The 22913-nt window shown below is 72.2% G+C and carries 18 protein-coding genes; 13 read left to right on the forward strand and 5 right to left on the reverse strand.

Translation table 11 applies throughout. The features are described 5' to 3' along the window. Positions 1-152 precede the first annotated feature (152 nt). The 7 genes from WMF42_RS35815 (at position 153) to nusB (ending at position 7188) form a co-directional block, all read left to right on the forward strand. The gene (locus tag WMF42_RS35815) at positions 153-644 is read left to right on the forward strand and encodes a hypothetical protein (protein ID WP_437687535.1); all 492 of its coding nucleotides are present in this window, start codon (positions 153-155) and stop codon (positions 642-644) included. A 468-nt stretch (positions 645-1112) separates the two neighbouring features. Further along, positions 1113-3779 (forward strand): Rne/Rng family ribonuclease, encoded by a 2667-nt coding sequence (locus WMF42_RS35820; RefSeq protein WP_437687537.1) that lies wholly within the window; start codon positions 1113-1115, stop codon positions 3777-3779. Between the two features lie 6 nt (positions 3780-3785). Next, positions 3786-4157 carry a PilZ domain-containing protein gene (locus tag WMF42_RS35825; RefSeq protein ID WP_061608538.1) on the forward strand — a complete coding sequence of 124 codons (372 nt, stop codon included), beginning with the start codon at positions 3786-3788 and terminating at the stop codon, positions 4155-4157. A gap of 17 nt (positions 4158-4174) precedes the next feature. Next, a complete protein-coding gene (locus WMF42_RS35830; protein ID WP_437687539.1) occupies positions 4175-4918 on the forward strand; it encodes a riboflavin synthase in 744 nt (247 codons plus the stop codon). A 55-nt stretch (positions 4919-4973) separates the two neighbouring features. Then, complete coding sequence (gene ribB, locus WMF42_RS35835; RefSeq protein ID WP_061608540.1) at positions 4974-6143, forward strand: 3,4-dihydroxy-2-butanone-4-phosphate synthase; 1170 nt, start codon at positions 4974-4976, stop codon at positions 6141-6143. A 96-nt stretch (positions 6144-6239) separates the two neighbouring features. After that, entirely contained in the window at positions 6240-6749 is a 510-nt protein-coding gene (gene ribH, locus WMF42_RS35840) for a 6,7-dimethyl-8-ribityllumazine synthase (protein WP_061608536.1), read from the forward strand. Between the two features lie 16 nt (positions 6750-6765). Continuing rightward, the gene (gene nusB / locus WMF42_RS35845) at positions 6766-7188 is read left to right on the forward strand and encodes a transcription antitermination factor NusB (RefSeq protein WP_061608535.1); all 423 of its coding nucleotides are present in this window, start codon (positions 6766-6768) and stop codon (positions 7186-7188) included. A gap of 63 nt (positions 7189-7251) precedes the next feature. Here the strand turns inward: nusB and WMF42_RS35850 are convergent, their stop codons facing one another. From WMF42_RS35850 to WMF42_RS35865, 4 genes are all read right to left on the reverse strand, one after another. Next, a complete protein-coding gene (locus WMF42_RS35850; protein ID WP_437687543.1) occupies positions 7252-9708 on the reverse strand; it encodes an endonuclease MutS2 in 2457 nt (818 codons plus the stop codon). Then, positions 9708-11654: a sigma 54-interacting transcriptional regulator gene (locus tag WMF42_RS35855; protein WP_081426518.1), complete on the reverse strand. Its 1947-nt coding sequence runs from the start codon at positions 11652-11654 to the stop codon at positions 9708-9710. Before WMF42_RS35855 ends, WMF42_RS35850 begins: the two co-directional genes overlap by 1 nt. 50 nt (positions 11655-11704) lie before the next feature. Further along, positions 11705-12754 (reverse strand): hypothetical protein, encoded by a 1050-nt coding sequence (locus WMF42_RS35860; RefSeq protein WP_061608533.1) that lies wholly within the window; start codon positions 12752-12754, stop codon positions 11705-11707. 83 nt (positions 12755-12837) lie between these two features. Beyond that, positions 12838-13836, reverse strand: coding sequence for an NAD(P)H-dependent glycerol-3-phosphate dehydrogenase (locus WMF42_RS35865; protein ID WP_437687546.1), 999 nt, complete (start codon positions 13834-13836; stop codon positions 12838-12840). A 107-nt stretch (positions 13837-13943) separates the two neighbouring features. On the opposite strand from WMF42_RS35865, the gene WMF42_RS35870 reads away from it, so the two are divergent. The 4 genes from WMF42_RS35870 to WMF42_RS35885 all read left to right on the forward strand — a co-directional run bounded on the left by WMF42_RS35870 (position 13944) and on the right by WMF42_RS35885 (position 18883). Beyond that, complete coding sequence (locus tag WMF42_RS35870) at positions 13944-15017, forward strand: hypothetical protein (protein ID WP_437687548.1); 1074 nt, start codon at positions 13944-13946, stop codon at positions 15015-15017. Positions 15018-15212: 195 nt separating this feature from the next. Further along, the gene (gene lepB / locus WMF42_RS35875; protein WP_437687549.1) at positions 15213-16667 is read left to right on the forward strand and encodes a signal peptidase I; all 1455 of its coding nucleotides are present in this window, start codon (positions 15213-15215) and stop codon (positions 16665-16667) included. Between the two features lie 296 nt (positions 16668-16963). Then, a complete protein-coding gene (locus tag WMF42_RS35880) occupies positions 16964-17596 on the forward strand; it encodes a hypothetical protein (RefSeq protein WP_437687551.1) in 633 nt (210 codons plus the stop codon). Positions 17597-17713: 117 nt separating this feature from the next. Further along, positions 17714-18883 (forward strand): zinc-binding dehydrogenase, encoded by a 1170-nt coding sequence (locus WMF42_RS35885; RefSeq protein ID WP_437687553.1) that lies wholly within the window; start codon positions 17714-17716, stop codon positions 18881-18883. A gap of 5 nt (positions 18884-18888) precedes the next feature. Here the strand turns inward: WMF42_RS35885 and kbl are convergent, their stop codons facing one another. Next, positions 18889-20079 (reverse strand): glycine C-acetyltransferase, encoded by a 1191-nt coding sequence (gene kbl, locus WMF42_RS35890; RefSeq protein WP_437687555.1) that lies wholly within the window; start codon positions 20077-20079, stop codon positions 18889-18891. A gap of 301 nt (positions 20080-20380) precedes the next feature. Between kbl and WMF42_RS35895 the strand changes: the two genes are divergently transcribed. Both WMF42_RS35895 and WMF42_RS35900 read left to right on the forward strand, forming a co-directional pair. Further along, positions 20381-21460: a hypothetical protein gene (locus tag WMF42_RS35895; protein WP_437687557.1), complete on the forward strand. Its 1080-nt coding sequence runs from the start codon at positions 20381-20383 to the stop codon at positions 21458-21460. Positions 21461-21492: 32 nt separating this feature from the next. Continuing rightward, complete coding sequence (locus WMF42_RS35900) at positions 21493-22905, forward strand: DUF4331 domain-containing protein (protein ID WP_437687559.1); 1413 nt, start codon at positions 21493-21495, stop codon at positions 22903-22905. Positions 22906-22913 lie beyond the last annotated feature (8 nt).

The following is a 22913-nucleotide window of genomic DNA, read 5'->3' on the forward strand; positions in this document are numbered from 1 at the left end:
GGGGGCCGGCACAGGAAAGCGGGTGGTTTGGCGGGCACGCCGAGCGTTGGGGGGCGCCGAGTAGACGAATGAAGGGTCGGTTGGGTTCTGTGGAGGTATTGAGCATGAAATCTTGGGTATTCGCTGCGTTTTTGATTTCCGGTTGCGCCCTCGTGGCATGCGGTGACAACAGCACCGACCCGCCGAGCAACGGCTCGACCGCCACCAGCGGGAGCACCAGCTCCGGCGGCGACGGCGGCAACGGCGGCAACGGCGGCAACGGCGGCAACGGCGGCAACGGCGGCAACGGCGGCGAAGGTGGCGCGAGCACCACGAGCTCTTCCTCGACCGGGACCCCGATCTGTGATGACACCGAGGATACCTGCGGCCGCGACACGAATACGGGCTGCTACAAGTGCGCCACCAGCGGGCCTTGCAAAGAGATCTTCGATGCCTGCGTGAAGGATAAGGATGGCCCCTGTTTCAAGCTGGCAAGCTGCCTCGATAGCTGCTCCGAGGACGACGATCCGGCCGCGTGCACCGAGGAGTGCCGCACGGCGAACGCGGACGCCGTCGAAGCCTACGACGCCATCGCCAAGTGCACTGTCTGCCAGGAGTGCCCCGAGAGCTGCAGTGCGGCCGATGAGCCGCTGTGCCAGCAGTGAGGCGCTGAACTCACCGCAGGTCATGCCTGGAGGGGGCGACGGAGCGTCGCCCCCTCCGGCGCTTTGTGCGCCCCCTGCCAGGACGGCTATCGTCCGGGCCCCGCGACCCCCGCGGGATCTGCTGTGGCTGCACTCGGGGCGCGCGCGCTCGGCGGTGCCCCTGCAGGTCGCCGGGCGGCGCCGAGGGCTCCGCAGCGAGCGCCAGCGGCTCCACGGAAGCGCCTCGTCCCTGCCCTTGCCCTGCCCCGCCGCGGCTCGGGCCGCCCCCGGGGTGGCCCCGGCGCAGGCGCGGCCGTTCCTCGGGGCGGCGCGGCGAACGCGCGAGGTAGCTCACGAGGTGCCGGCCGGCCCGGCTCGTCGACGTCCGGCCCCGCCCCCTCAATCGCGCAGCGCGCGCCGCGTTGCGCCTTCATGGCCCGGGCAACCCGTGGTAACGCTTGGCGGCGCCGCCGATGTGCGGCATCCGACATGGGAAAGAACCTTCTCGTCATCAATGTGGACATCCGCGAGACACGCGTCGCGCTGATCGAAAACGGGATCATCGCTGAGCTGCATCTCGAGCGGGAGAGCTCCAAGGGGACGCTCGGAAACATCTACCTCGGCAAGGTCAGCCGCGTTTTACCCGGAATGCAGGCCGCGTTCATCGACGTGGGGCTCGAGCGAGCAGCCTTCCTGCACGTCGAGGATCTCATCCGGCCCGACGACTTCGAGGCGTACCTGGCCGGGCACCGCCGCCCCGCGGAGGAGGAACGCGCCTCCTCGCGAGGTCGCGCCGCGCGCGCCAGCGAGGCTCCCGGGCCCGAAGAAAGCGAGGTGCACGAGCTCTCCGGCGCGGAGGCTGCGCCCGAGAGCCCCGGCGCGGCCGCCGAACACCACGCGGCGCACGAGGGCGCGGACTTCGAGGCCGAGGAAGGGCTCGAGGCCGAGGGCGCGCTCGGGGCGGACGGCTCGCTGGAAGAGACCAGCGATGTCACGATCGACCTGCCCACGGCGCTCGACGTGCTCGAGAGCCCTTCCGGAGAGGCGTTCGCCGGCGTCGGCTCGATGGTGACGCTCGATGAGGCCGACGACACCCCGGAGCCGGGGATCGACGGCGAGCCCGAGCAGGACAGCGCAGAGGACGACGACGAGGAGCTCGTCGCCCCCGGCGGAGACAGCGACGCCGACGAGGCGAGCGCCGACGAGGCGGGGCCGGACGAAGCGAGCTCCGAGGAGGACGACGAGCTCGACGCGCCCGCCTACGACGTCGAGCCTGCCTCCCCGCAGCCGGAAGAAGCGGCCGACGTGTGGAGCGCCGCCGCAGAGCGCCGGGAGGCGCCGAGCGACGACGCGGAGGCGCAGGCGGGGAGCGCTTCGGACGAGCCCGCCGCGCACGAGGAGAGCGCACCGGCGGCCGCCGAGGGCGCGGTCGCGCCGGACGCCGCGGGCGACGAGGTGCCACCGGCGGCACGGGCGCGCAGCGGGCGCACGCGCGGGCGGCAAAATGCGCGGGTGCGCCGGTCGGGGCGAACGCGTGATCGGCGCGCCAACCTGGAGGGCGGCAACGCCGCTCCCGAGGGGGCGGCCCCCGCAGAAGCACGCGAGACGCCGCGCGAGGGCCGCGAGACGCCGCGCGAGGGCCGCGAGACGCCGCGCGAGGGCCGCGAGGCACGCCAACCGCGCGAAGGCCGCGAGACGCCGCGCGAAGGCCGCGAGGCGCCGCGCGAAGGCCGCGAGGCGCCGCGCGAGGGCCGCGAGACGCCGCGCGAGGGGCGCGACAGGGGTGGACGCGGACAGCAGGGCGGGCGCGAGGGGCGCGACAGGGGTGGGCGCGACCAGCGGGCCCGAGGGCGCGAGCAGCCGCGGGAAGGCAAGGGCAAGGGCGCCGCGCGCGGCCAGCAGGGCTCGCGCAACTGGCAGAACGAGCCGCCGCGCATCTCCAAGTCGACCCCGATCCGCGAGGTCGTCCGCGAAGGGCAGGAGGTCATCGTCCAGATCTCGAAGGAGCCGATCGGGACCAAGGGCGCCCGGGTCACGAGCCACATCTCGCTGCCCGGCCGCTACGTCGTGTACCTCCCGACGGTCGATCACATCGGGATCTCCAAGCGCATCGGCTCGGAGAAGGAGCGCTCCCGGCTGCGGGACGCGATCGAGGCGATGAAGCCCCCGCAGGGCGGGCTCATCGTGCGCACCCTCGCCGAGGGCCTCACGAAGAAGCAGCTCAAGGCCGACGTCGGCTACCTCGTGCGCCTCTGGGGCGAGGTGGCGAAGAAGCGCGAGAGCGGCGTGAGGGCGCCGGCGGTGCTCTACACCGAGCTCGATCTCGTGCTGAAGACAGCGCGCGACCTCTTCACCGACGACATCGAGAAGATCGTGATCGACGACCGCGAGGAGTACATCCGCCTGCGGCGCTTCGTCGAGATGTTCATGCCCGAGCGCGCCGACGCGGTGGAGCTCTACGAGGGGACGGAGCCGATCTTCGACGCGTACGGGATCGAGGACGAGATCCAGCGCGCCCTGTCGCGGAAGGTCCCGCTCCCGTCGGGCGGCCACCTGATCATCGATCAGGCCGAGGCGCTCACCGCGATCGACGTGAACACGGGGCGGTTCGTCGGCAAGGGCTCGAAGGATCTCGAGGAGACGATCCTGACCACGAACCTGGAGGCGGTCGAGGAGATCGCCTATCAGCTCCGGTTCCGTAACATCGGCGGGCTGATCATCCTCGACCTCATCGACATGGAGCGCGCCCAGAACCGGGAGAAGGTGCGGCGCCGCCTCGAGGAGCTGCTCGGCCGGGACAAGGCGAAGACCACGCTGAACCGGATCTCCGATCTGGGCCTGATCGAGATGACCCGGAAGCGCACGCGCGAGAGCCTCGGGCGCACGATCCTCGAGCCGTGCTTCTACTGCGACGGGACGGGCCAGCTACAGTCGAAGCAGACCGTCGCCTACGAGATCCTGAGGCAGATACGGCGCGAGCGGATGAACCTGCCCGGCTACTCGGTCGTGGTGAACGCGCATCCGGCGGTGATCGACCTCCTGAAGAACGACGAGCGCATCGCCGTGCAAGAGGCGGAGCGGCTGTTCCAGCGCCGGATCGATCTCGTACCCCGAAAGGAGTACCACCTCGAGCAGTTCGATCTGCAAGGCAGGTAAGGCGCCATGGCGGACGATCAGGGTTCTCCGGAGAGCAGCGAGGGCGAGTCGTTGAAGACGGGACGCAAGGAGGAGCGCGTCACCATCAACAAGGAGTTCGAGTCGTATGACGCGTTCATCAACGAGTACGTGACGAACATCTCGCGGACCGGCGTGTTCGTGCGGTCGAAGACGCCGCTCGACGTCGGGACGAAGGTGAACCTCCGGTTCACCGTGATCATGGATGACATCGAGACGATCGAGGGCGTCGGCGAGGTCGTGCGCGTGCACGACGACCCGCAGGGGATGGGGGTCGTCTTCACCGAGCTGTCGAGCTACTCGCAAGGGCTCATCGACAAGCTCCTGACCAGCCAGGGTCACCGCACCCCGAAGGACTAGGCAGAGGGGCTTCGGCGATGTTCACCGGGCTTGTCGAGACGATCGGGGTCCTCCGCCGCCGCAGCGGCGGCCCCGTGGCCCGCGCGCTCATCGAGGCGAGCCTCGGGCCGCTGACGCTCGGCGAGTCGGTGAGCGTCAACGGCGCCTGCCTCACCGTCGACCGCATCGCGCCCGGCGGCTTCGAGTGCGACATGTCCTCGGAGACCCTCGGCCGCACCACGCTCGGCGCGCTGCAGGTCGGCGCGCGCGTCCACCTCGAGCGGGCGACGCCGCTCGGCGCGCGCATGGGCGGTCACGTGGTCCTGGGGCACGTCGACGGGCTCGGCCGCGTGAAGGAGCAGTCGCGATCCGGCGACGCGATCCGCCTCGCGGTGAGCGCGCCGGCCGAGCTCGCTCGGTTCCTGGCCCCCAAGGGCTCGATCGCCATCGACGGCGCGAGCCTCACGCTCAACGCCGTGTCCACGGCGAGCTCCGCGGAGACGTGGTTCGAGGTGATGCTGGTCCCGCACACCATCGGGCGGACGCTCCTCGGCGAGCTCCGCCCGGGCACCACCGTCAACCTTGAAGTTGACGTGCTCGCGCGCTACGTGGCGCGAACGCTCGAGGTCGCGTCGCTCGCTGGCCTGCGGAGCCTCTCCAGCACGGAGACGCGCGACGGCGACGCTTCGGTCCAGCGCGACGGCGAGCGTGGAAATACGGGAGAGAATGCGGATCACGACGAACGACTCCTCGCAAAGCTGCGCGCGGGGGGATTCTGGTGAGGCGCAGTCAGCCTCGAGCGGCAAGCTCGACCAGGACATGACCTCCGGGGGTCCGATGCCTCACCGGCTGACCATCGACAAGGCGGTGCTCGATCGGGTCAACACCGCGCTGGACCACATCCGCGCGGGCAAGATGGTGATCCTTGTCGACGACGAGGATCGCGAGAACGAGGGCGACCTCTGCATGGCCGCGGAGGCGGTGACCCCCGAGGCGATCAACTTCATGGCGATGCACGGGCGCGGCCTCATCTGCCTCGCCCTCGACGAGGAGCAGGTCGCGCGCCTCGAGCTGCCGATGATGTCGGCGCCGGGCCGAAACGGGCCGCCGCTCGGCACCGCCTTCACCGTGAGCATCGAGGCGCGCACCGGGGTGACGACAGGGATCAGCGCCGCCGATCGGGCGCACACGATCCGGGTCGCGAGCTCGCCCGACGCCGGGCCCGAGGATCTCGTCACGCCGGGGCACGTCTTCCCGCTGAAGGCGCGCCGCGGGGGCGTGCTCGTGCGGACGGGGCAGACCGAGGGGTCCGTGGACCTCGCGCGCCTCGCCGGGCTGCGGCCGGCGGGCGTGATCTGCGAGATCATGAACGACGACGGCAGCATGGCCCGCATGCCGGACCTCGAGGTGTTCGCCGCGAAGCACGGCCTGCTGATCGTGACGGTCGCGGATCTCATCCAGTACCGGCTCCAGACCGAGCGGCTGGTCCGCCGCGTGAGCGAGCGGCCGCTGCGCCTCGACCTCACGGGCACGGAGTGGACCGCCTACGTCTACGAGGTCATCAACGAGCCGAGGCAGTTCCTCGCGCTGACGAGGGGCGCCGTCGCGACGCAGGAGCCGATCCTCTGCCGCGTGCACTCGGGCTCGACCGTCGCGGACCTCTTCAGCTCGACGCCCTTCGACGGCGGCACGAACCTGCGCGAGGCGCTCCTCGCGATCGAGAGCGCCGGCGTCGGCGTTGTCGTGTACATCCCCTCGCGAGGGGACCTGAGCCGCGAGCTGGAGCTGCTGAAGGGCCCAGGCGCCGACGACAGCAGCCCCGTGGTGAAGACGCAGCAGCCGTGGACGCTGCGGGAGTTCGGCCTCGGCGCGCAGGTCCTGGCGGACCTCGGCGTGCACCAGATCCGGCTGCTCACGAACAGCCAGCCGAAGATCGCGGGGATCACCGGGTTCGGGCTCACCGTGGCCGAGCGGGTGCCGCTCGTGTCGATGAAGGGCGAGGCCTGACGCGCAGGCGCGCGGACGCGCATGTAGAAATTCGCTCGCCCGCGATCGCGGGCGCAGCGGCCGCGCACCCCGCGCGGCAGGAGAGAGGAACGGCGGATGGCAGAGCAGGCGGTCGGGCAGGGACAGGCGAGGGTGATCGAGGGCAACCTGGTGGTCCCGCCGGGGGCGCGCTTCGCGGTCGTGGCGAGCCGCTTCAACCACTTCATCGTCGACCGCCTGGTCGAGGGCGCGCTCGACGCCATCGCGCGGCACGGCGGCGCGCTGGAGCGGACGTCGATCGTGCGCGTCCCGGGCGCGTGGGAGATGCCCACCATCGTGGGGAGGATCGCGCACAAGAAGAGCGTCGACGCGATCATCACGCTGGGGGCCGTGATCCGGGGCTCGACGCCCCATTTCGACTACGTGGCGGCCGAGGTCACGAAGGGGATCGCGACCGTGTCGCTCCAGACCGGGGTGCCGGTCACGTTCGGCGTCCTGACGACCGACTCGATCGAGCAGGCGATCGAGCGGGCGGGCACGAAGCATGGCAATAAGGGGTGGGAGGCCGCCGTCAGCGCGATCGAGATGCTCGCGCTCGGTGCGTCGCTGGACGCTGCTGGCCTGTAGACGAAGGTTGTGAGAGATGGGTGCGCGCTCGACCGGCCGCGAAGCGGCCTTGCAGATGCTGTTTGCGGTGGAAGCTGGCGGGAACTCGGCGCCGCGCGTGGTCGCGACGTTCTGGCGCGAGACGCCGGGTGATCCGGAGGGGCGCGCCTACGCGGACGAGGTGGTGCTCGGCGTCGCGAAGGACCTCGCTGCCGTGGACGAGGCGATCCGCAAGGCGAGCACGAACTGGCGCCTCGAGCGGATGGCGCGGGTCGACCGGAACGTCCTCCGGCTCGGCGCGTGGGAGCTCATGAACCACCCGGAGGTGCCGCGCGCGGTCATCCTCGACGAGGCGGTGGAGCTCGCCAAGCGGTACGGCAGCGAGGAGAGCGGCGCCTTCGTGAACGGCGTGCTCGACCGCGTCGCCGAGAACCTCGGCCGCGTCGATCGGGATCGCTGAGCGCGCTGAGCGCGCTGAGCGCCGCGACGCGCGGCGCTCGCGCTCACCACGCGGCGCTCGCGCTCACCACTTCAGCCACGCGACCGTGACGCCGTCGCCGCCCTCGCTGGGGCCGCCCGGGCGGAGGCGCGCCACGTAGGGGCTCGCGCGCAGCGCCTCGCGGACGGCGTCGCGCAGGGCGCCCGTGCCGTGCCCGTGGACGAAGAACGTGACCCTGCGGCCCGCGCCGAGCGAGCGGTCGAGGAACTGCTCGGCCATCGCGACCGCCTCGTGCGCGCGCAGGCCGCGGAGATCGACGGTGTTGTCCGCGGTCTGGATCGGGACGTCCGGATCGGCCGCGGCGTCGAGGTCGACGCGGCGTTGCGGCGGCGCCGCGGCGGGCGGCGGCGCGCCGGTGCCGCGCAGCTCCGCGATCGAGGTCGTGAGCTTGAGCGCGCCGGCGGCGACCCGGAGCTGGCCGCCCGAGAGGACTTCCACCACCTCGGCCTCGGCCCGCAGGCGGGGCACGTAGACGCGGCTGCCGACGCGGATCGCCGCCGGATCGACGGCGGGGCGCGCCGGCGGCTCGTCCTTCGGGCGCAGCTCGAGCTCGCCGCCGATCGACGTCTTCTGCCCCACCGCGTCCATGACGCGCGCGGCCGCCCGTACGTCGTCCTCGGTGGGCTTGCCGCGCAGGCGCGACTGCGCCGCCTTGAGGTCCTCGCGCGCGCGCCGGAGGCTCGCGAGCAGCGCCTCGCCCTCGCGCGTGATCACGCCGCGCTCCTTCTCCCGGATCCGCGCGATCTCGCCGTCGAGCTCCCGCCGCTTCGCGCGGGCGGCGGCCGCCTCGCGCTCGGCGTCCTCGCGCGCGAGCTCGAGCGCGCGGCGCTCGGCGGAGAGCTTCTCGACCATCTGCTCGAAGGTGACCGCCTCCTTCGTGAGGAAGCGCTCGGCCCGCTCGAGCACGGCGCCGGGGATGCCGAACCGCCGCGCGACGGCGAGCGCGCTCGAGGCGCCGGGCACGCCGATCACGAGCCGGAAGGTCGGGGCCATGGTGGCGAGATCGAAGCCGACCGAGGCGTTCTCGAAGCGCGGGTCGCCGAGCGCGAGCGCCTTGAGGCCCTCGTAGTGCGTGGTGCAGACGACGGTGCCGCCGCGCGCGCAGAGCGAGTCGAGCACGGCCGCGGCGAGCGCCTCGCCCTCGCGCGGGTCGGTGCCGCCGGCGAGCTCGTCGAGCAGGACGAGGGCGCCGGGGCGCGTCTCGCCGAGGATCTGCCCCAGGTTCTGCACGTGGGCGCTGAAGGTCGACAGGTTCTTGTGGAGGTTCTGCTCGTCGCCGACGTCGGTCAGCACGACGTCGAAGAGCGCGACGCGCGAGCCCTCGCGCGCGGCGACCGGCAGGCCGGCGCGGACCATCAGCGCCGCGAGGCCGAGCGTCTTCAGGGCCACCGTCTTGCCGCCGGCGTTCGGGCCGGAGACGATCATCGCGCGGCCCGCGCTCATCGCGAGGTCGCTCGGGACCACCTTCACGCCGTCGAGCGCGAGGAGCGGGTGGCGGCCGCCGTTGAGGAAGATCGAGGTCGGCCGCGGCGCGCCGTCGGAGGCGCCGCGATCGACGAAGGCGTCCTCAGGGACGTCCGGGAAGGTGAGGTCGAGGTCCCGCGCGAGGCGCGCGGCGGCGGCCCGCACGTCGGCGTGGGCCAGCGCGCGGGCGGCGGCCGCGACGCTCTCGATGTCCTCGGCGACGCGGGCGGTGAGCGCCGCGTAGATGGCCTGCTCCTCGCGGGCGACCTCGGCGTCGACCATCTTCATCCGGTTGCCCGTCTCGACGAGCACCCGGGGCTCGACGAACACGGTGGCGCCGCTCGCGCTGGTCGCGTGGACGATGCCGGGGAAGCGCTCGTGCGCGTCGGAGCGCACCGGGAGCACGTAGCGCCCGTCGCGCTCGGTCCAGTAGCGGTCCTGGAGGATGTCCTCGTGCTTCTGGATCAGGTCCTCGAGGCGGCGGACGAGCCGATCGCGCACGGCGCGCCGCTCGGCGCGGAGCGCCTCGAGGCGGGGCGAGGCGCGATCCGAGAGCGAGCCGTCCGGATCGAAGGCCGCCGCGAGCTCGCGCGCGACGGCGTCGAGCTCCGGGTTGGTGGCGCACGCGGCGAAGAGCGTGGGCGCGATCTGCCGCCGGCCCTGCAGGTACTGGCGCGAGGCGCGCGCGGCCTCGAGCAGGCCGAGCACGGCGCGGAGCTCCTCGTTCGCGAGCGAGGCGCCGATGCGCGCCCGGTCGAGCGCGTCCTCGAGCTCCGCGACGTCGCGCGACGGCAGCGGCTCCCCGGCCCGGGCGAGCTCGAACGCCTCGCGCACCTCGGCGAGCATGGTGAGCGCCTCGGCGCGCGTGGACGCGAACGGCAGGGCCCGGGCGAGCCGCTTGCCGGCGCGCGACGCGCAGCGCTCGGCGAGCGCCTCGAGGATGCGGTCCCACTCCAGATCGGCGCGGGTCTTGGTCGGACAGGGGTCCGCGAAGGGCCCTTGGGGGTTGTAGTCCATCACGCTTCGGTCGGATCGCGGGCCACGCCGCCGGCCCCGCTCGGCATCGGGTTCTGCTCCTTCTCGAGGTAGCGGAAGATGGTGCGCGGGTCGACGCCGAGGTCGCGCGCCGTCTGCGTGCGGTTGCCGTTGTTGCGCTCGAGCGCCTCGAGCACGTAACGCCGCTGGAACTCCTCCTTCGCCTTCTCGAGCGGCATGATGGCCGTCTCGGCGCCGGGGCCGAGGTCGAGGTCCTCCGCGGCGAGGAGCGCCTGATCGCAGAGGACCAGCGCCTTCTTGATGCGGTTCTCGAGCTGCCGGATGTTGCCCGGCCAGGAGTACTTCTTGATGGCGGCGAGCGCGGCCGGGCTGAAGCCGCGCACGGGGCTGCCGAGCTCATCCGCGTACTTCGAGAGCAGCACCTTGGCGATGATCAGCACGTCGTCGCCCCTGTCGCGGAGCGGCGGGAGCCACAGGTTCACGACGTTGAGGCGGTAGTAGAGGTCCTCCCGGAAGTTGCCGGTGCGGATCTCCTCCTCGAGGTTCCGGTTGGTGGCCGCGACGATGCGGATGTCGACCTTCTCGGGCTTCGAGTCGCCGACGCGGAAGATGACCCGCTCCTGGAGGGCGCGGAGGAGCTTCACCTGGAGGTTCAGCGGGAGCTCGCCGATCTCGTCGAGGAACAGCGTGCCCTTGTCGGCGATCTGGAACTTGCCCGGGCGGCTCGCGATGGCGCCGGTGAAGGCGCCCTTCACGTGGCCGAAGAGCTCGCTCTCGATGAGGTTCTCGGGGATCGCGCCGCAGTTGATGGTGATGAAGGGGCCGCCCTCGCGCTGGCTGCGCCGGTGCAGCTCCCGCGCGATGAGCTCCTTGCCGGTGCCCGTCTCGCCGGTGATGAGCACGCTGATGTCGGTCGCCGCGACCTTCTGGAGCTTGCGGAACACCTCGATCATCGACGGGCAAGCGCCGATGATCTCGCCGAATTTCTTGTCGTGCAGCTCGGCGACGAGCTTCGCCTTGTCGGCCCGGAGGGCGTTCAGGAGCATCGCGTTCTGGAGGATGAGCGAGGCCTGCGACGCGAAGATGCTGAGCAGATCGAGCTGGGCGCGGTCGAAGAGGTGCTTGATCTTGTCGTTGCCCACGTAGAGCGCGCCGATGATCTGGCCCTGCGACAGGAGCGGCGCGCACATCACGCTGGAGAGCTTCATCGCGATGACGCTGTCGCTCCGGCCGAACAGCGTGTCGGCGAGCGCGTCGGAGACGATGACGGGGCGCCCCGAGGCGATCACCTGCCGCACGATGCTGTCCGAGATGCCCCCGGCCGCGTCGGTGATCGCCTCCTTGCGGACGTTGCGCGACGCGCGCACCGCGAGCTTGCGGTCGCCGCCCGCCGTCGGCGCGGCCAGCGCGCCCCCGCGCACCGCCGTGTCGGCCGCCGCCTCCGCGCCCTCCAGGAGCAGCAGGAACCCCTTGTCGGCGTGGGTCAGCTCGATGACGTCGTCGAGCATCGCCTCGAGGAGCTCGTCGACGCTGCGCCGGTTGATGAGCTTCTCGCTGAAGGCGAACAGCTTGCGGACGCCGGCGAGCTCCGAGGAGACCTGCGGCGACGCGAGCCGCTCCGCGCCGTCGTCGCCCGCCGGGAGCCGCTCCTGGGCCGTCGGCGCCTCGGCGAACATCGAGAACCCGATCTCGACCGCGCCGAGCTGGAGCCGGTCGCCGTGCACCAGGCGGGCGCGCCGCTTCTTCTTGCCGTTGATCGCGATCTCGCCGTCGCGCTCGCACTCCTCGAGCACGAAATCGCGACCGTCGAACACGATCTGCGCGTGATGCTCGAGCACCCCGGCCCCCGCGACCGCGACGTCGTTTCCGAGCGCCTTGCCGATCGTCGTGACGGGCTTGTGGACGCTGTACAGGCGTGGCGCGCCCTCGGAGACAAAATACTTCAGGGTCGGCATCGAGAGGAGCATAGCAGGCGCGCCGCGGCCCCACGCAGCCGTGTTGCCCGGCGCACCGCGGCTTACCAGAGCTCTCCGAGGACGACCGCGCCCATGCCGCCGCGGTAGGGTACGAGGCTGCCGCCGAGCACGCGCGCGAACGCGGGGCGGCCGCGATCCTCCTCGTCCGCGGCGAGCTCGCCGCTGCGGTCCGGTGAGCCGAGGAACAGGGCGCCCGCCACGAGGCCGAGGGTGCCCGCAGCGCCCTGGGCGATGAGGCCGCGGCGCGGGTCGTGATCGCTGCCGATGTACGCGAGGTAGATGGGCAACGACACGACCGTGCCGATGCCGAGGCCGCCCCACATCCACGCGAGCTGGTTCCACGACGGCGTCCAGGCGATGGACAGGCCGACAGCGCCCGCGGTCGCGACGTTGAACCCGATCAGGCCGCCGAGCGAGACGCTGTCGTTCGACTCGCTCCAGCTTCCATTGCTGGCCGCGGCCCCGAACTCGCTGCCGATGAGCGAGCCCCACACCGCGGCCGAGGCGAGGAGCATGTTGGTCTGCGGCTTCGGCCGGAGCAGGTAGTAAAACCCGAGGCCCGCCGCGCCGCCGACGGTGGAGCCGATCACCTCGGAGGTCGCGAGCCCGAGGAAGCCCCACTCCTTGCCCTCCCGCGCGGAGACGTACTGGTAGGAGGCGATGCCGAGCCCCTCGCCCGCGCCGATCACCATGCCCGTGGCGATCGCCGAGGGCATGCCGCGCGGCATCGGCGGCGAGTCGAGGAAGTAGACGCCCACGGGCGCCGCCACGCCGAGGATCGCCGGCGCGATGAACTGCACGCCGGGGTCGTCGATGCCGACGAGCGCGTCGAACCAGATGCCGGTCCCGACGCCGTAGGCCACGGACGTGGCGTAGAGATAGCCGACCTCGAGCGGCGTCGACTTCGGCTCGGTCTTCCTCGGCGGGTACGCGTAGCCGCCGTAGGGCGCGGGGGGCTGGCCGTACGCGCCGCCGTACTGGCCCCCGTACGAGCCGCCGTAGGGCGGCGCGCCGTACTGCGCCGAGGCCGTCAAGCCCACGCTCGACACGAGGAACGCGGAGAGGAGACTCACGAGAGGTCGTGTGTTCATCGCGCCGCCACTCTACACGCTCGCGAAAGACGCTGCGCGCGCGCCGCGCGAGAAAGCGCCTTCCCGCGAGCGGGCTCCGCGCCTCACTCTTTCGTCAGGGCGCGGGTCATCAGGTCGACAACGGCCTGCTGCGGCGGCTTTGCCTCGTAGAGCACCCGGTACACCTCGACCGCGATCGGCGCGCTCACGCCCAGCTCGTTCGCGAGCTCGTACGCGCTCTTCGCCGTCTTCACCCCCTCGGCGACGTGGCCGAGGCCCGCGAGGATCTCGTCGAGCTTCCGTCCCCTGCCCATCTCGATCCCGACGGTGCGGTTGCGCGACAGCTCGCCCGTGCACGTGAGCACGAGGTCGCCCATCCCGGAGAGCCCCGCCAGCGTGAGCAGGTTCGCCCCCTTGGCCGCCGCCATGCGGGCCATCTCCGCGAGGCCCCGCGTGATGAGCCCGGCGCGCGCGTTGTGGCCGAGGCCGAGGCCGTCGCAGATGCCGGCCGCGATGGCGACGACGTTCTTGAGGGCGCCGCCCACCTCCACGCCCACGACGTCATCGGACGAGTAGACCCGGAAGCGATCGGTCGCGAGCATCCGCTGCACAGCGTGCGTCTCCCGCTCGCTCCTGCCCGCGACGACGACCGTGGTCGGCTGGCCGGCCGCGACCTCCCGCGCGAAGCTCGGGCCCGACAGGTACGTGAGCCGCGGCTCGGCCTCGCGCCCGAGCTCGTCGACGAGCACCTCGCTCATCAGCATCAGCGAGTCGTTCTCGATCCCCTTCGTCGCGCTGCAGACGAGCGCGCCGCGCGGGATGTGGGGGCCGGCCTCGCGGACCACCTCGCGCAGCGCGTGCGACGGCACGACCACGAGCGCGAGCTCCACGCCGCGGAGCGCGTCCTCGAGATCGCTCGTCGCGCGCAGGCTCGCGGGCAGCTCGACGCCCGGCAGGTACCGGTGGTTCTGCCGCTCGGCGCCGATCCGATCGGCGAGCTCCCCCTGGTGCGCCCACAGCGCGGTGGGGTTTCCCTTGTCCGCCACCAGCTTCGCCAGCGCCGTGCCCCACGCGCCGGCCCCGATCACCGCGACGTTCGCCATGGCGGCGACCCTACCACCACCGGCGCGCCGGGCCGAAAGCGACGTGCCCCGCGCGGCGCGACGCGGCGCGCCGCTCGATCCGCCGGTGTTTCGACTATGCTGCGCCCATGCTCTTCCGCACCGTCGCGCTGCGCGCGCTCGGCCTCGCGCTCTGCCTCTCCCTGCTCGGGACGGTGTGCGGCGCGTGCGGCCAGGGCGCGCTCGGCGTCATGCCGGGCGTCGTGAACGATCCGGGGAACCTGTCCCTCCGCAGGGCCATCCTGGGCTTCGCGACGAGCCAGCTCTGCAGCGAGATGCGGAAGCGGAGCGTGCCGCTGCGCCTCCGCGACGACGACCCGGTGACGGGCCGGTTCTACCCGGGCTCGTGCGTCGCCCAGGAGCTCGCGAACGGGAACCTCTTCCTCCAGTTCGGAGGGAGCGGCGTCATCTGGACGAACCTGACGAAGCGCATGAGCTTCGACGCGAGCGCCGCGGTCGAGTACGAGCACGACTTCCTGATGGATGGCGACACGATGTACGTGTACTTCCGTCAGCGCTCGACCACGGCCGCGAGCTTCACGACAAGGCTCATCGAGCAGCCCGCCGCGATCTCGCTCGGCGGGGTGTCGCTCGCGCAGGGCAGCGCGTACGCGAACGCGCTCGGCGCGCAGCTCGTGAAGACCGAGCTCGCCCGCGGCTTCACGGTGATCCGCGACGACGACGGCGCGGTGCAGTTCGGGCTCGGCATCGTCGAGAAGGGCCAGCGGCCCCGCGCTCCCTACGAGCGCCGCGCCAACGGCAAGCTGCTCCTGGCGAACGAGCGGACCGAGGTGCACCAGGACCAGCGCGACTACATCGGCCCGCTGGAGATCACGGGCAGCGGCGAGGCGATGACGCTCACGATCGCCGTCGACGGGGCGCCGGGCGTGGACGTGCTCCTCGTGTCGCGCGGCAGCGGGGAGCCGTGGCTCCAGGCGTACCTGACGCAGCCCGCGCCGGCGCCGCTCCTGGCCGCGCCGCTCCTGGACGAGCCGGTGTACTCGGGCGCGCCGTGGCGGCGGACGGTGCCGCTGCCCGCGGGGCAGTACTACCTGGTCATCGACAACACGAGCGCAGCGGGGCGGACGCAGCCGACGACATACGCCCGCGACGACCGGGCCGCCCTCGTGAGTTACGCCGTCGAGATCGGGGACGCGCCGTGACGACGCTGCGCGGACTGCGCGGACAATGTGGATGCCGGCGACGGACGGCGGATCGGCCACCGCGCCTGCGCACTTGCCGCGGCGGGGGTCGACGTATACATAAGCTCTCTCTTGCCGCCGCGCCCCGATGATCCACCCCAGAGCGTACCGTCGGTCGCGGCCAATCGGCCCTCGAGCTCGGAGTTCAGACCCTCGATGAGGGGGAGCGCAACCCCGGAGCCCCGCGTCAGCGCGGCCAAGCCGGCCGGCGGCGCGGACCCGCGATCGGCCGGCAGCTCTCCTCCGCCGGGAGGCAGGGACGGCCGCCTGCTGCGCTTCCTGTTCCACCTCGTGTGGATCTGCCTCGTGCCGTTCGCGCTCGCGGTCCTGAACGTCTGGCTGCTCACGCCGGCGTCCCCGGGCGACAGCACCCAGCCGCTCCGCGTCTTCGTCGGCGAGCAGCAGATCCCGGCCGGCATCGTGCTCTTCACGATCTTCGCGATGATCCTCTGGCGGTTCCGCCACGATCTGCCGTTCGCGTCGGCGATCGGCGTCGGCGGCCGCCGGGACATCCCGCCGAAGGCGCGCGCCCGCTTCGAGGACGCCGCCGCGCTCCTCGAGGAGGCCCACCGGATCCTGCGCACCCGCAAGCGCGACGTCGAGCGCGAGCTGACGAGCGGCGAGCGCGAGCAGGTGACGCAGGCGATCGCGGCGCTCGAGCGCGCGATGAGCGCGGAGACGTTCGACGTCGACGAGTTCGACGCCGCCCACAGCCGCGCCGATCGCGTGGTCGGCGAGCACCTCGGCCGCTGGCGCAAGGGCGAGATGCGCGAGTACGCGGAGTCGATCGGCATCGCCGTCGCGGTGGCGCTCATCCTGCGCGCCTTCGTCGTCGAGGCGTTCAAGATCCCGAGCGGCTCGATGATCCCGACCCTCATGGTCGGCGACCACATCTTCGTCAGCAAGTTCACTTACGGTCCGCTCATCCCGTGGACCGACCAGCGCCTCTTCACCCGCCTGCCGCCGGCGCGCGGCGACGTGATGGTGTTCAAGTTCCCCGAGAACAAGGAGCAGGACTTCATCAAGCGGGTGATCGCCACCCCGGGCGACACGCTGGAGGTGATCAACGGCCGGCCGATCCTCAACGGCTGGCTCGTCCCCCACTGTCACGTCGGCCCGTACCGCTACGAGGGGCGCCAGGCCGAGCTGTTCGTGGAGTACCTCGGGGACAGGTCGTACTTCACGCTTTACGACGCGAACCCCGACAAGACGATGTGCGTCGACAACGAGGACTGCACGCCGGGCCTCAGCTGTCGCGGCGGCGTGTGCGGCGTGCCTCGCGGCCCCTTCAAGGTGGCCAACGACGAGGTGTGGGTGATGGGCGACAACCGCGACAACAGCCACGACTCGCGCGAGTGGCGCGGCAAGCTCGGCGCCGGCGTGCCCTTCGAGAACATCAAGGGGCGCGCGATGTTCGTGTGGATGAGCCTCGGGCCGGGCGGCGGCTTCGCGCACGATCGGCTCTTCGTGAACGTGATGGGCCGCCCGAAGCTCCCCGGCGCCCACGAGGCGGCCCTGCAGGAAGGCCTCGACAGGTGCCTGCGCGAGCGGCCGCCCGTCTCCGAGACGACCCCGCCGCCGGCGCCCGCGCGCGCGTCGTCGAAGCGCTGACGGCGCGCCGTCGATCACCTGCGCGCCACGCGCTGACCGGCGCGCCATGTGCTGAGCAGCGCGCCGTGTGCTGAGCAGCGCGCCGTGTGCTGAGCAGCGCGCCGTGTGCTGAGCAGCGCGCCGTGTGCTGATCAGCTCGCCGTGTGCTGATCAGCTCGCCATGCGCGGACCGGCTGCCCTGCAGCCTGTGTTGGCCAGCACGCACGCGGGGTGCGCTCCCCGTGGTGCTCGTGTACGGTGCCCTCGCCTCGCGGTCGACGTAGCGAGTCCTCCGGCCCGAGGCGACGGAGGAGACGATGGCACGTACGGTCGAGATGTGGAGCCTGGTGCTCGCGGGCAGCTTGCTCGCCGGAGCGGGGTGCAGCAGGGAGGAAGCCTCGACGACGAACGCAGCGGCTTCGGCCTCGGCGCCCCTGCCGGTGGCGCCTGCCACGCAGGATCTCGCGGGGTACGTGGCCACGTACCCGACCATGGAGCCCCAGCCGGGGCGCCGCCGCCTGCTGCAGCAGTTCGCCGTCTACCAGGCCGCGGACGCCCAATCGAAGGAGCTCGCGCGGCTCGACAACGGCGCGATCGTCGACCTCAAGGCGAGCTACCAGGACTGGATGCTCGTCGCCTTCCAGAGCGGAGGCCAGCCCACGCTGGGGTGGATCGAGCTCAAGACCAACGACAGCCGCGCGACGCTCGCGACCGACGCCGAGGCGCCTCCGGCGCCCCCCGCTCCCAGGACCGGCGACGCGGGCGCCCCGGCCGCGACCGGCGCTGACGCGGGGACGACCGGCACGGGCGCAGGCGCCGACGCGGGGACGACCGGCACGGGCGCAGGCGCCGACGCGGGGACGACCGGCACGGGCGCCGACGCGGGCGCGGCGGACGCGGGCACGGGGCGGCGCAAGATCGAGCTGAAGAAGCTGCTGGAGAGGAAGTGAGCAGCGAGAGCGCAATTTTCTGATGGGCGCTCGCCCGTTCACGCGCCACGCTACACGCGCCTGAGGCGCCCGCGCGGCAGCTCGGTGCGCCTCGAACCCCGAACAGGAGCCAGGTGCATGAGCGACGCGATGTGGGCGCTGACGTACAACCGCGAGAAGCAACCGTGGGAGTCCACCGTCGGCCTGTCCAGGGATGAGGTCGAGCGCCCGGCCATCAACGAGGCCAAGGACTACCACGACCGCGCGAGCGTCCTCGTCAAGCCGATCATGACGGGGTTCTGCGGCTCCGATCGCGGCATCTGGTTCCGCAGCGCGTTCAAGGACATGATCTTCAAGTCGCTCGATCGCGACAGGAAGGCGACGCGCACGATCGGCCACGAGCTGCTCGGCCGCGTCGTCGACCTCGGGACCGACGCGCGCCGGACCTTCGGGCTGGAGATCGGCGACATCGTCTCGACCGAGAGCCACATCGCCTGCGGCGCCTGCTACCAGTGCCGCGTCGGCGACACGCACGTGTGCGCCGACGACAAGATCATCGGGATCAGCGAGGACGGCTGCTTCGCCGAGCTGGTGAAGCTGCCCGCGAAGAACCTGTGGCGCACCGACATCGCCCGGATCCGGCCCGAGGTCGCCGCGGTGCAGGAGCCGTTCGGCAACGCCGTGCACGCGTGCACCAAGGTGAACCTCCGCGGCAAGCGCGTGGCCATCTTCGGCTGCGGCACGATCGGCCTGTTCGCTGTCGCGATCGCGCGCGCGATGGGGGCCATCTACATCATCGGCGTCGAGCCGGCGGAGCGGAACGCCGAGATGGCCCGCCGCCTGGGCGCCGACGTCGTCCTGCGCCCGCACCAGACGAGCCCCGACCGGCCCCACGCGAGCGATCCCGAGCTGATGGAGCGCGTGAGGAAGCTGACCGACGGGGTCGGCGTCGACGTGGTGCTCGAGATGAGCGGCGTGAACAGCAGCGTCAACAACGCGATCCACGCGGCGCGGCGCGGGGGCGACGTCATCCTCTTCGGCCTGAAGAGCGGCGACGCGGTGATCGAGGACTTCGATCGCCTCATCGTGGACGGCATCAGCCTGCACAGCGTGATCGGCCGCCGCATCTTCGAGACGTGGCACATCACGCGCCACCTGCTCGAGTCGCGCGACCCGAACATCCACGACCTCATCTGGGAGGTCATCCTGAACCGGGGCCAGGGGACGGTGTTCGACTTCGAGGACTACGATCCGGCGACCTTCCAGGAGGCGATCTCGAGCCACCCGAAGGTGATCATCCGGTACTGATCCGATCAGCCGACGACGCCGAGCTGCCGGCCGACCTTGCGGAAGGCGTCGATCGCCTGATCGACGTGCGCGGGCTCGTGCGCGGCGGAGAGCTGGACCCGGATGCGGGCCTCGCCCTTCGGCACGACGGGGTACGAGAAGCCGATCACGTAGATGCCCTCGGCGAGCAGCGCCTTCGCCATCTCGCCCGCGAGCCGCGCCTCGCCCAGCATGATCGGCACGATCGGGTGGACGCCCGGCTTGATGGTGAACCCGGCCTGCGTCATCCCCTGCCGGAACCGGCGCGCGTTCTCCATCACCCGCTCGCGCAGCGAGGGCTCCGCGTCGATGAGGTCGAACACGGCGATCGAGGCGCCGGCGATCGCGGGGGCGAGGGTGTTGGAGAACAGGTACGGCCTCGATCGCTGCCGGAGCAGATCGACGATCTCCTGCCGGCCGGTCGTGAAGCCGCCGCTCGCCCCGCCGAGGGCCTTGCCGAGGGTGGAGGTGATCACGTCGACGCGGTGCATGACGCCGCAGAGCTCCGCGGTCCCGCGCCCCGTCGGGCCGATGAACCCGGTCGCGTGCGAGTCGTCGACCATCACCATCGCGCGGTACTTGTCGGCGAGATCGCAGATGGTGTCGAGCTTCGCCAGGTATCCATCCATCGAGAACACGCCGTCGGTGGCGATGAGCCGGAGCCGCTTGCCTGACGTCTTGCGGAGGAGGTTCTCGAGCGCGGCCATGTCCCCGTTCGGGTATCGGTGCCGCTCGGCCTTGCACAGGCGGATGCCGTCGATGATCGAGGCGTGGTTGAGCGCGTCCGAGATGACAGCGTCCTCCTCGCCGAGGAGCGTCTCGAACAGACCGCCGTTCGCGTCGAAGCAGGACGAGTAGAGGATCGCGTCCTCGGTGCCGAAGAAGCGGGCGATCCTGGACTCCAGCCGCCGGTGCAGGTCCTGCGTGCCGCAGATGAACCGGACGCTCGAGAGGCCGAACCCGTGCGAGTCGATCGCCTCCTTCGCGGCGGCGATGACGGCCAGGTTGGACGAGAGGCCGAGGTAGTTGTTCGCGCAGAAGTTGAGGACCTCGGCGCCACCCTCGGTCCGGATCGCGGGCCCCTGCGGCGTCGCGAGGATCCGCTCTTCCTTGTAGAGACCCGCCGCGCGGATGTCCTCCAGCGCCCGTGCGTACAGTGACCGAGCGACATCGAACATGGATGTCTTTATAAAGCGGGGCTGTCGGCGGGTCGACGGGGGAAGGCCTTCCGGCCCCGCCGTGCGGCGCTGGTCCAGGGCCCGAGCGCCGGCGGGCTCCGCCGGACACGGGAGGCAGGGTGCGCGCGGCTTTCTTCGCGTGAGGCGCGGCCGCGACCTACTCGATCCGGGAGGGCCATGGCACAACGGGTCGCGTCCGGCGCAGCGCGCGCGCTCGGCTCAGCCGGCGCGGTCGGCGGGCGAGCCGCGCGGGCCGCGCGAGCCGCGCGAGCCGCGCGAGCGCCGCCGGGGAGGAGCAGGCATGACGGATGCCAGGGGGGACTTCCGGCGAAGCGCCGGTGTGCTGTGCGCTGTCGCGTCGCTCGCGGCCGTCGCGGGCAACCCGGGTTGCAGCCGCGCGAAGGAAGCGCCTGGACAGACAGTGACAGCGACCTCTGCCAGCGGCACGGGCGGCGCCACCGCGGCGAGCGGGACGGGCGGCGGGGGCGGCGCGGGGGGCGACGCTTCCTATGCGATCACGCCCCTCGCCCCGGCGATCGCGCTCGACGCGACGCCGGACGCCGGCGCGGCGTACGTGTACTTCACCGGCGTCGACGCGGGCGGCAGGGCCGGGGTCTTCCGGGTCAGCGCGCGCGGCGGGGCGAGCGCGGCCGAGATCGCTGTCGGCCCGCCGCTTGTCGCGCCGCTCGGGATCGCGGCGAGCGCGGACGGCGGCCGCGTCTTCGTGGCCGATCCGGGCGCGGGCAGCTCGGCGTTCGACGACGCCGGCGCCCTCTTCGCGATCGACCTGCCCGGCGGCGCCCTCGCGCCCGTCCGCGGCGGCGAGGGGCTGCGCGCGCGGGGCCTCGAGGTGGTCCGCGGCGCGGACGGCGAGGAGCAGCTCGTGTTCTCCGGGCGCGATCGCGAGGACGGCCAGCCCGGCGTGTTCGCCATGCCCGCGCGCGGCGGCGAGGCCGCCGCGATCGCGAAGGGGAGCCCGCTCGTCGACCCGAGCGGCGTCGCTGTCGCCGGCGGGGGCGACGTCTTCGTGTGCGACCCGCTCGCGAGCCCCGACGGCGCGGCGACCATCTTCAGGATCGAGGACGGCTTCGTGAGCCCGTTCGCGACCGGGCTCCGCGCCGGCTATCCGTGCGGCCTGGCGCTCACGCGCGACGACGCGGCGCTGCTCGTGCTCACGCGCGACCCGGCCCGCGGCGCGGCGGAGGTCGTGCGGATCGAGGTGGCGACCGGGGCGCGCTCGACGGTGGCGACCGGCGCGGCGGGCGACGGCGAGCCGGGCGGGCTGCACAGGGCGAAGGCCGCCGACGTCTTCGCGTTCGTCGATGCGTTCGTCGATCACGGAGCCGAGGAGCAGGGCTCGGTGTTCCTGCTCAGCCAGTGAGCCGCAGAGGAGCGATGGGAGGACCCGCACGCATGATCCACCGACCGTCGCGCGCCGCCGCCGCCTTCGCGGCGTGCGTCGCGCTCAGCGCATCCGGCCTTGCTGCTGCGTCGAGCCACCGCGAGGCGCCGGCCATCGCGAGGGACCCGACCGCCGACAACACCGACCTGTACGCGTGGGTGCAAGGCGGCAACCTCGTCATCCTCGCGAGCTACAACCCGCTCGAGGAGCCCGCCGGCGGGCCGAACTTCCACGGCTTCTCGGACGACGTGCTCTACGAGGTGCACATAGCGCGCGGGCCGTCGAGCCTCGAGGACGCGCTGACGTACCAGTTCCGGTTCTCGACGACGCCGTACCGGGCGGAGGATCCGGCGGGGCTCACGCCGGCGCCGAGCGGCGGCAACGAGTTCTTCTCGCAGCTCGCGGGCGCGGAGCAGACGTACACGATCACGAAGGTCGAGGGCGGCGCGTCGACCGTCATCCTGACCGACGCGCCTGTCGCGCCGCCGAACATCGGGAGGAGGACGAACCAGCTCGCGTACCAGATCTCCGGCGGCGGCTACCCGGCCTTCGCGACGTCCTCCAAGTTCCTCAAGCAGATGGCCGGCGGCGAGGGGCGCGCCTGGGCCGGGCCGCGCGACGACGGCTTCTACGCGGACCTCGGCCACGGGTTCGATCTCGCGGGGCTGTGCCCGCTGCTGGCCGCGCCGAACCCGTCGTGCGTCGCACGCGACAACCTCGCCGGCTACAACGTCCACACGCTCGCGCTCGAGATCCCGCTCGCCGTCGCCAACGGCGGGTCGGAGCCGACGCCGGGGCCGAACGACCAGCAGACGCTCGGCATCTGGGCCTCGGCGAGCCGCCGCAAGGTGCGGATCCTGCGCGCGAACGGCGAGGAGGACGGCCTCGGTCCCTGGGTCCAGGTGTCGCGGGTCGGCCTGCCGCTCATCAACACATGGATCATCGGCCTGCAGGACAAGGACAAGTACAACCGCGCGCACCCGCGCGACGATCTCGCCAACTTCGGGGCCTACTTCCTGAACCCGATCCTGGTGCGCGACGCCGAGTTCGCGGGCCTCTACCGGGCCGGCCAGCCGCTCGCCGCCTTCGATCCGGAGGCGCTGAAGCAGAACCGGACCGACCTCATCGACACGTTCAACCTGAAGCCATCGCGCCTCGGGGGGCACAACCTGGAGACCGTCGGCGACGTGCTCCGGATCGATCTGGGCATGCCGTCGGGCTTTCCGAACGGGCGCGCGCTCGTCGCCGGCGCGGATCACGAGCAGACCGACGTCACGGATGCCGTGCTGACGCTGATCCTGACCGGCGCGGTCGGCGCGACGGCGGGCGACGGGGTCGCCGCGAACGACGCGCGGTTCCTCCCGGCCTTTCCCTACCTGGCGACGGCCTGGGAGGGCGCGACCCAGGGCCATTTCAAGCCCTGAGGCGCTGG

Source organism: Sorangium sp. So ce176 (genome assembly GCF_051519835.1).
GTDB classification, from domain to species: domain Bacteria; phylum Myxococcota_A; class Polyangia; order Polyangiales; family Polyangiaceae; genus Sorangium; species Sorangium cellulosum_G.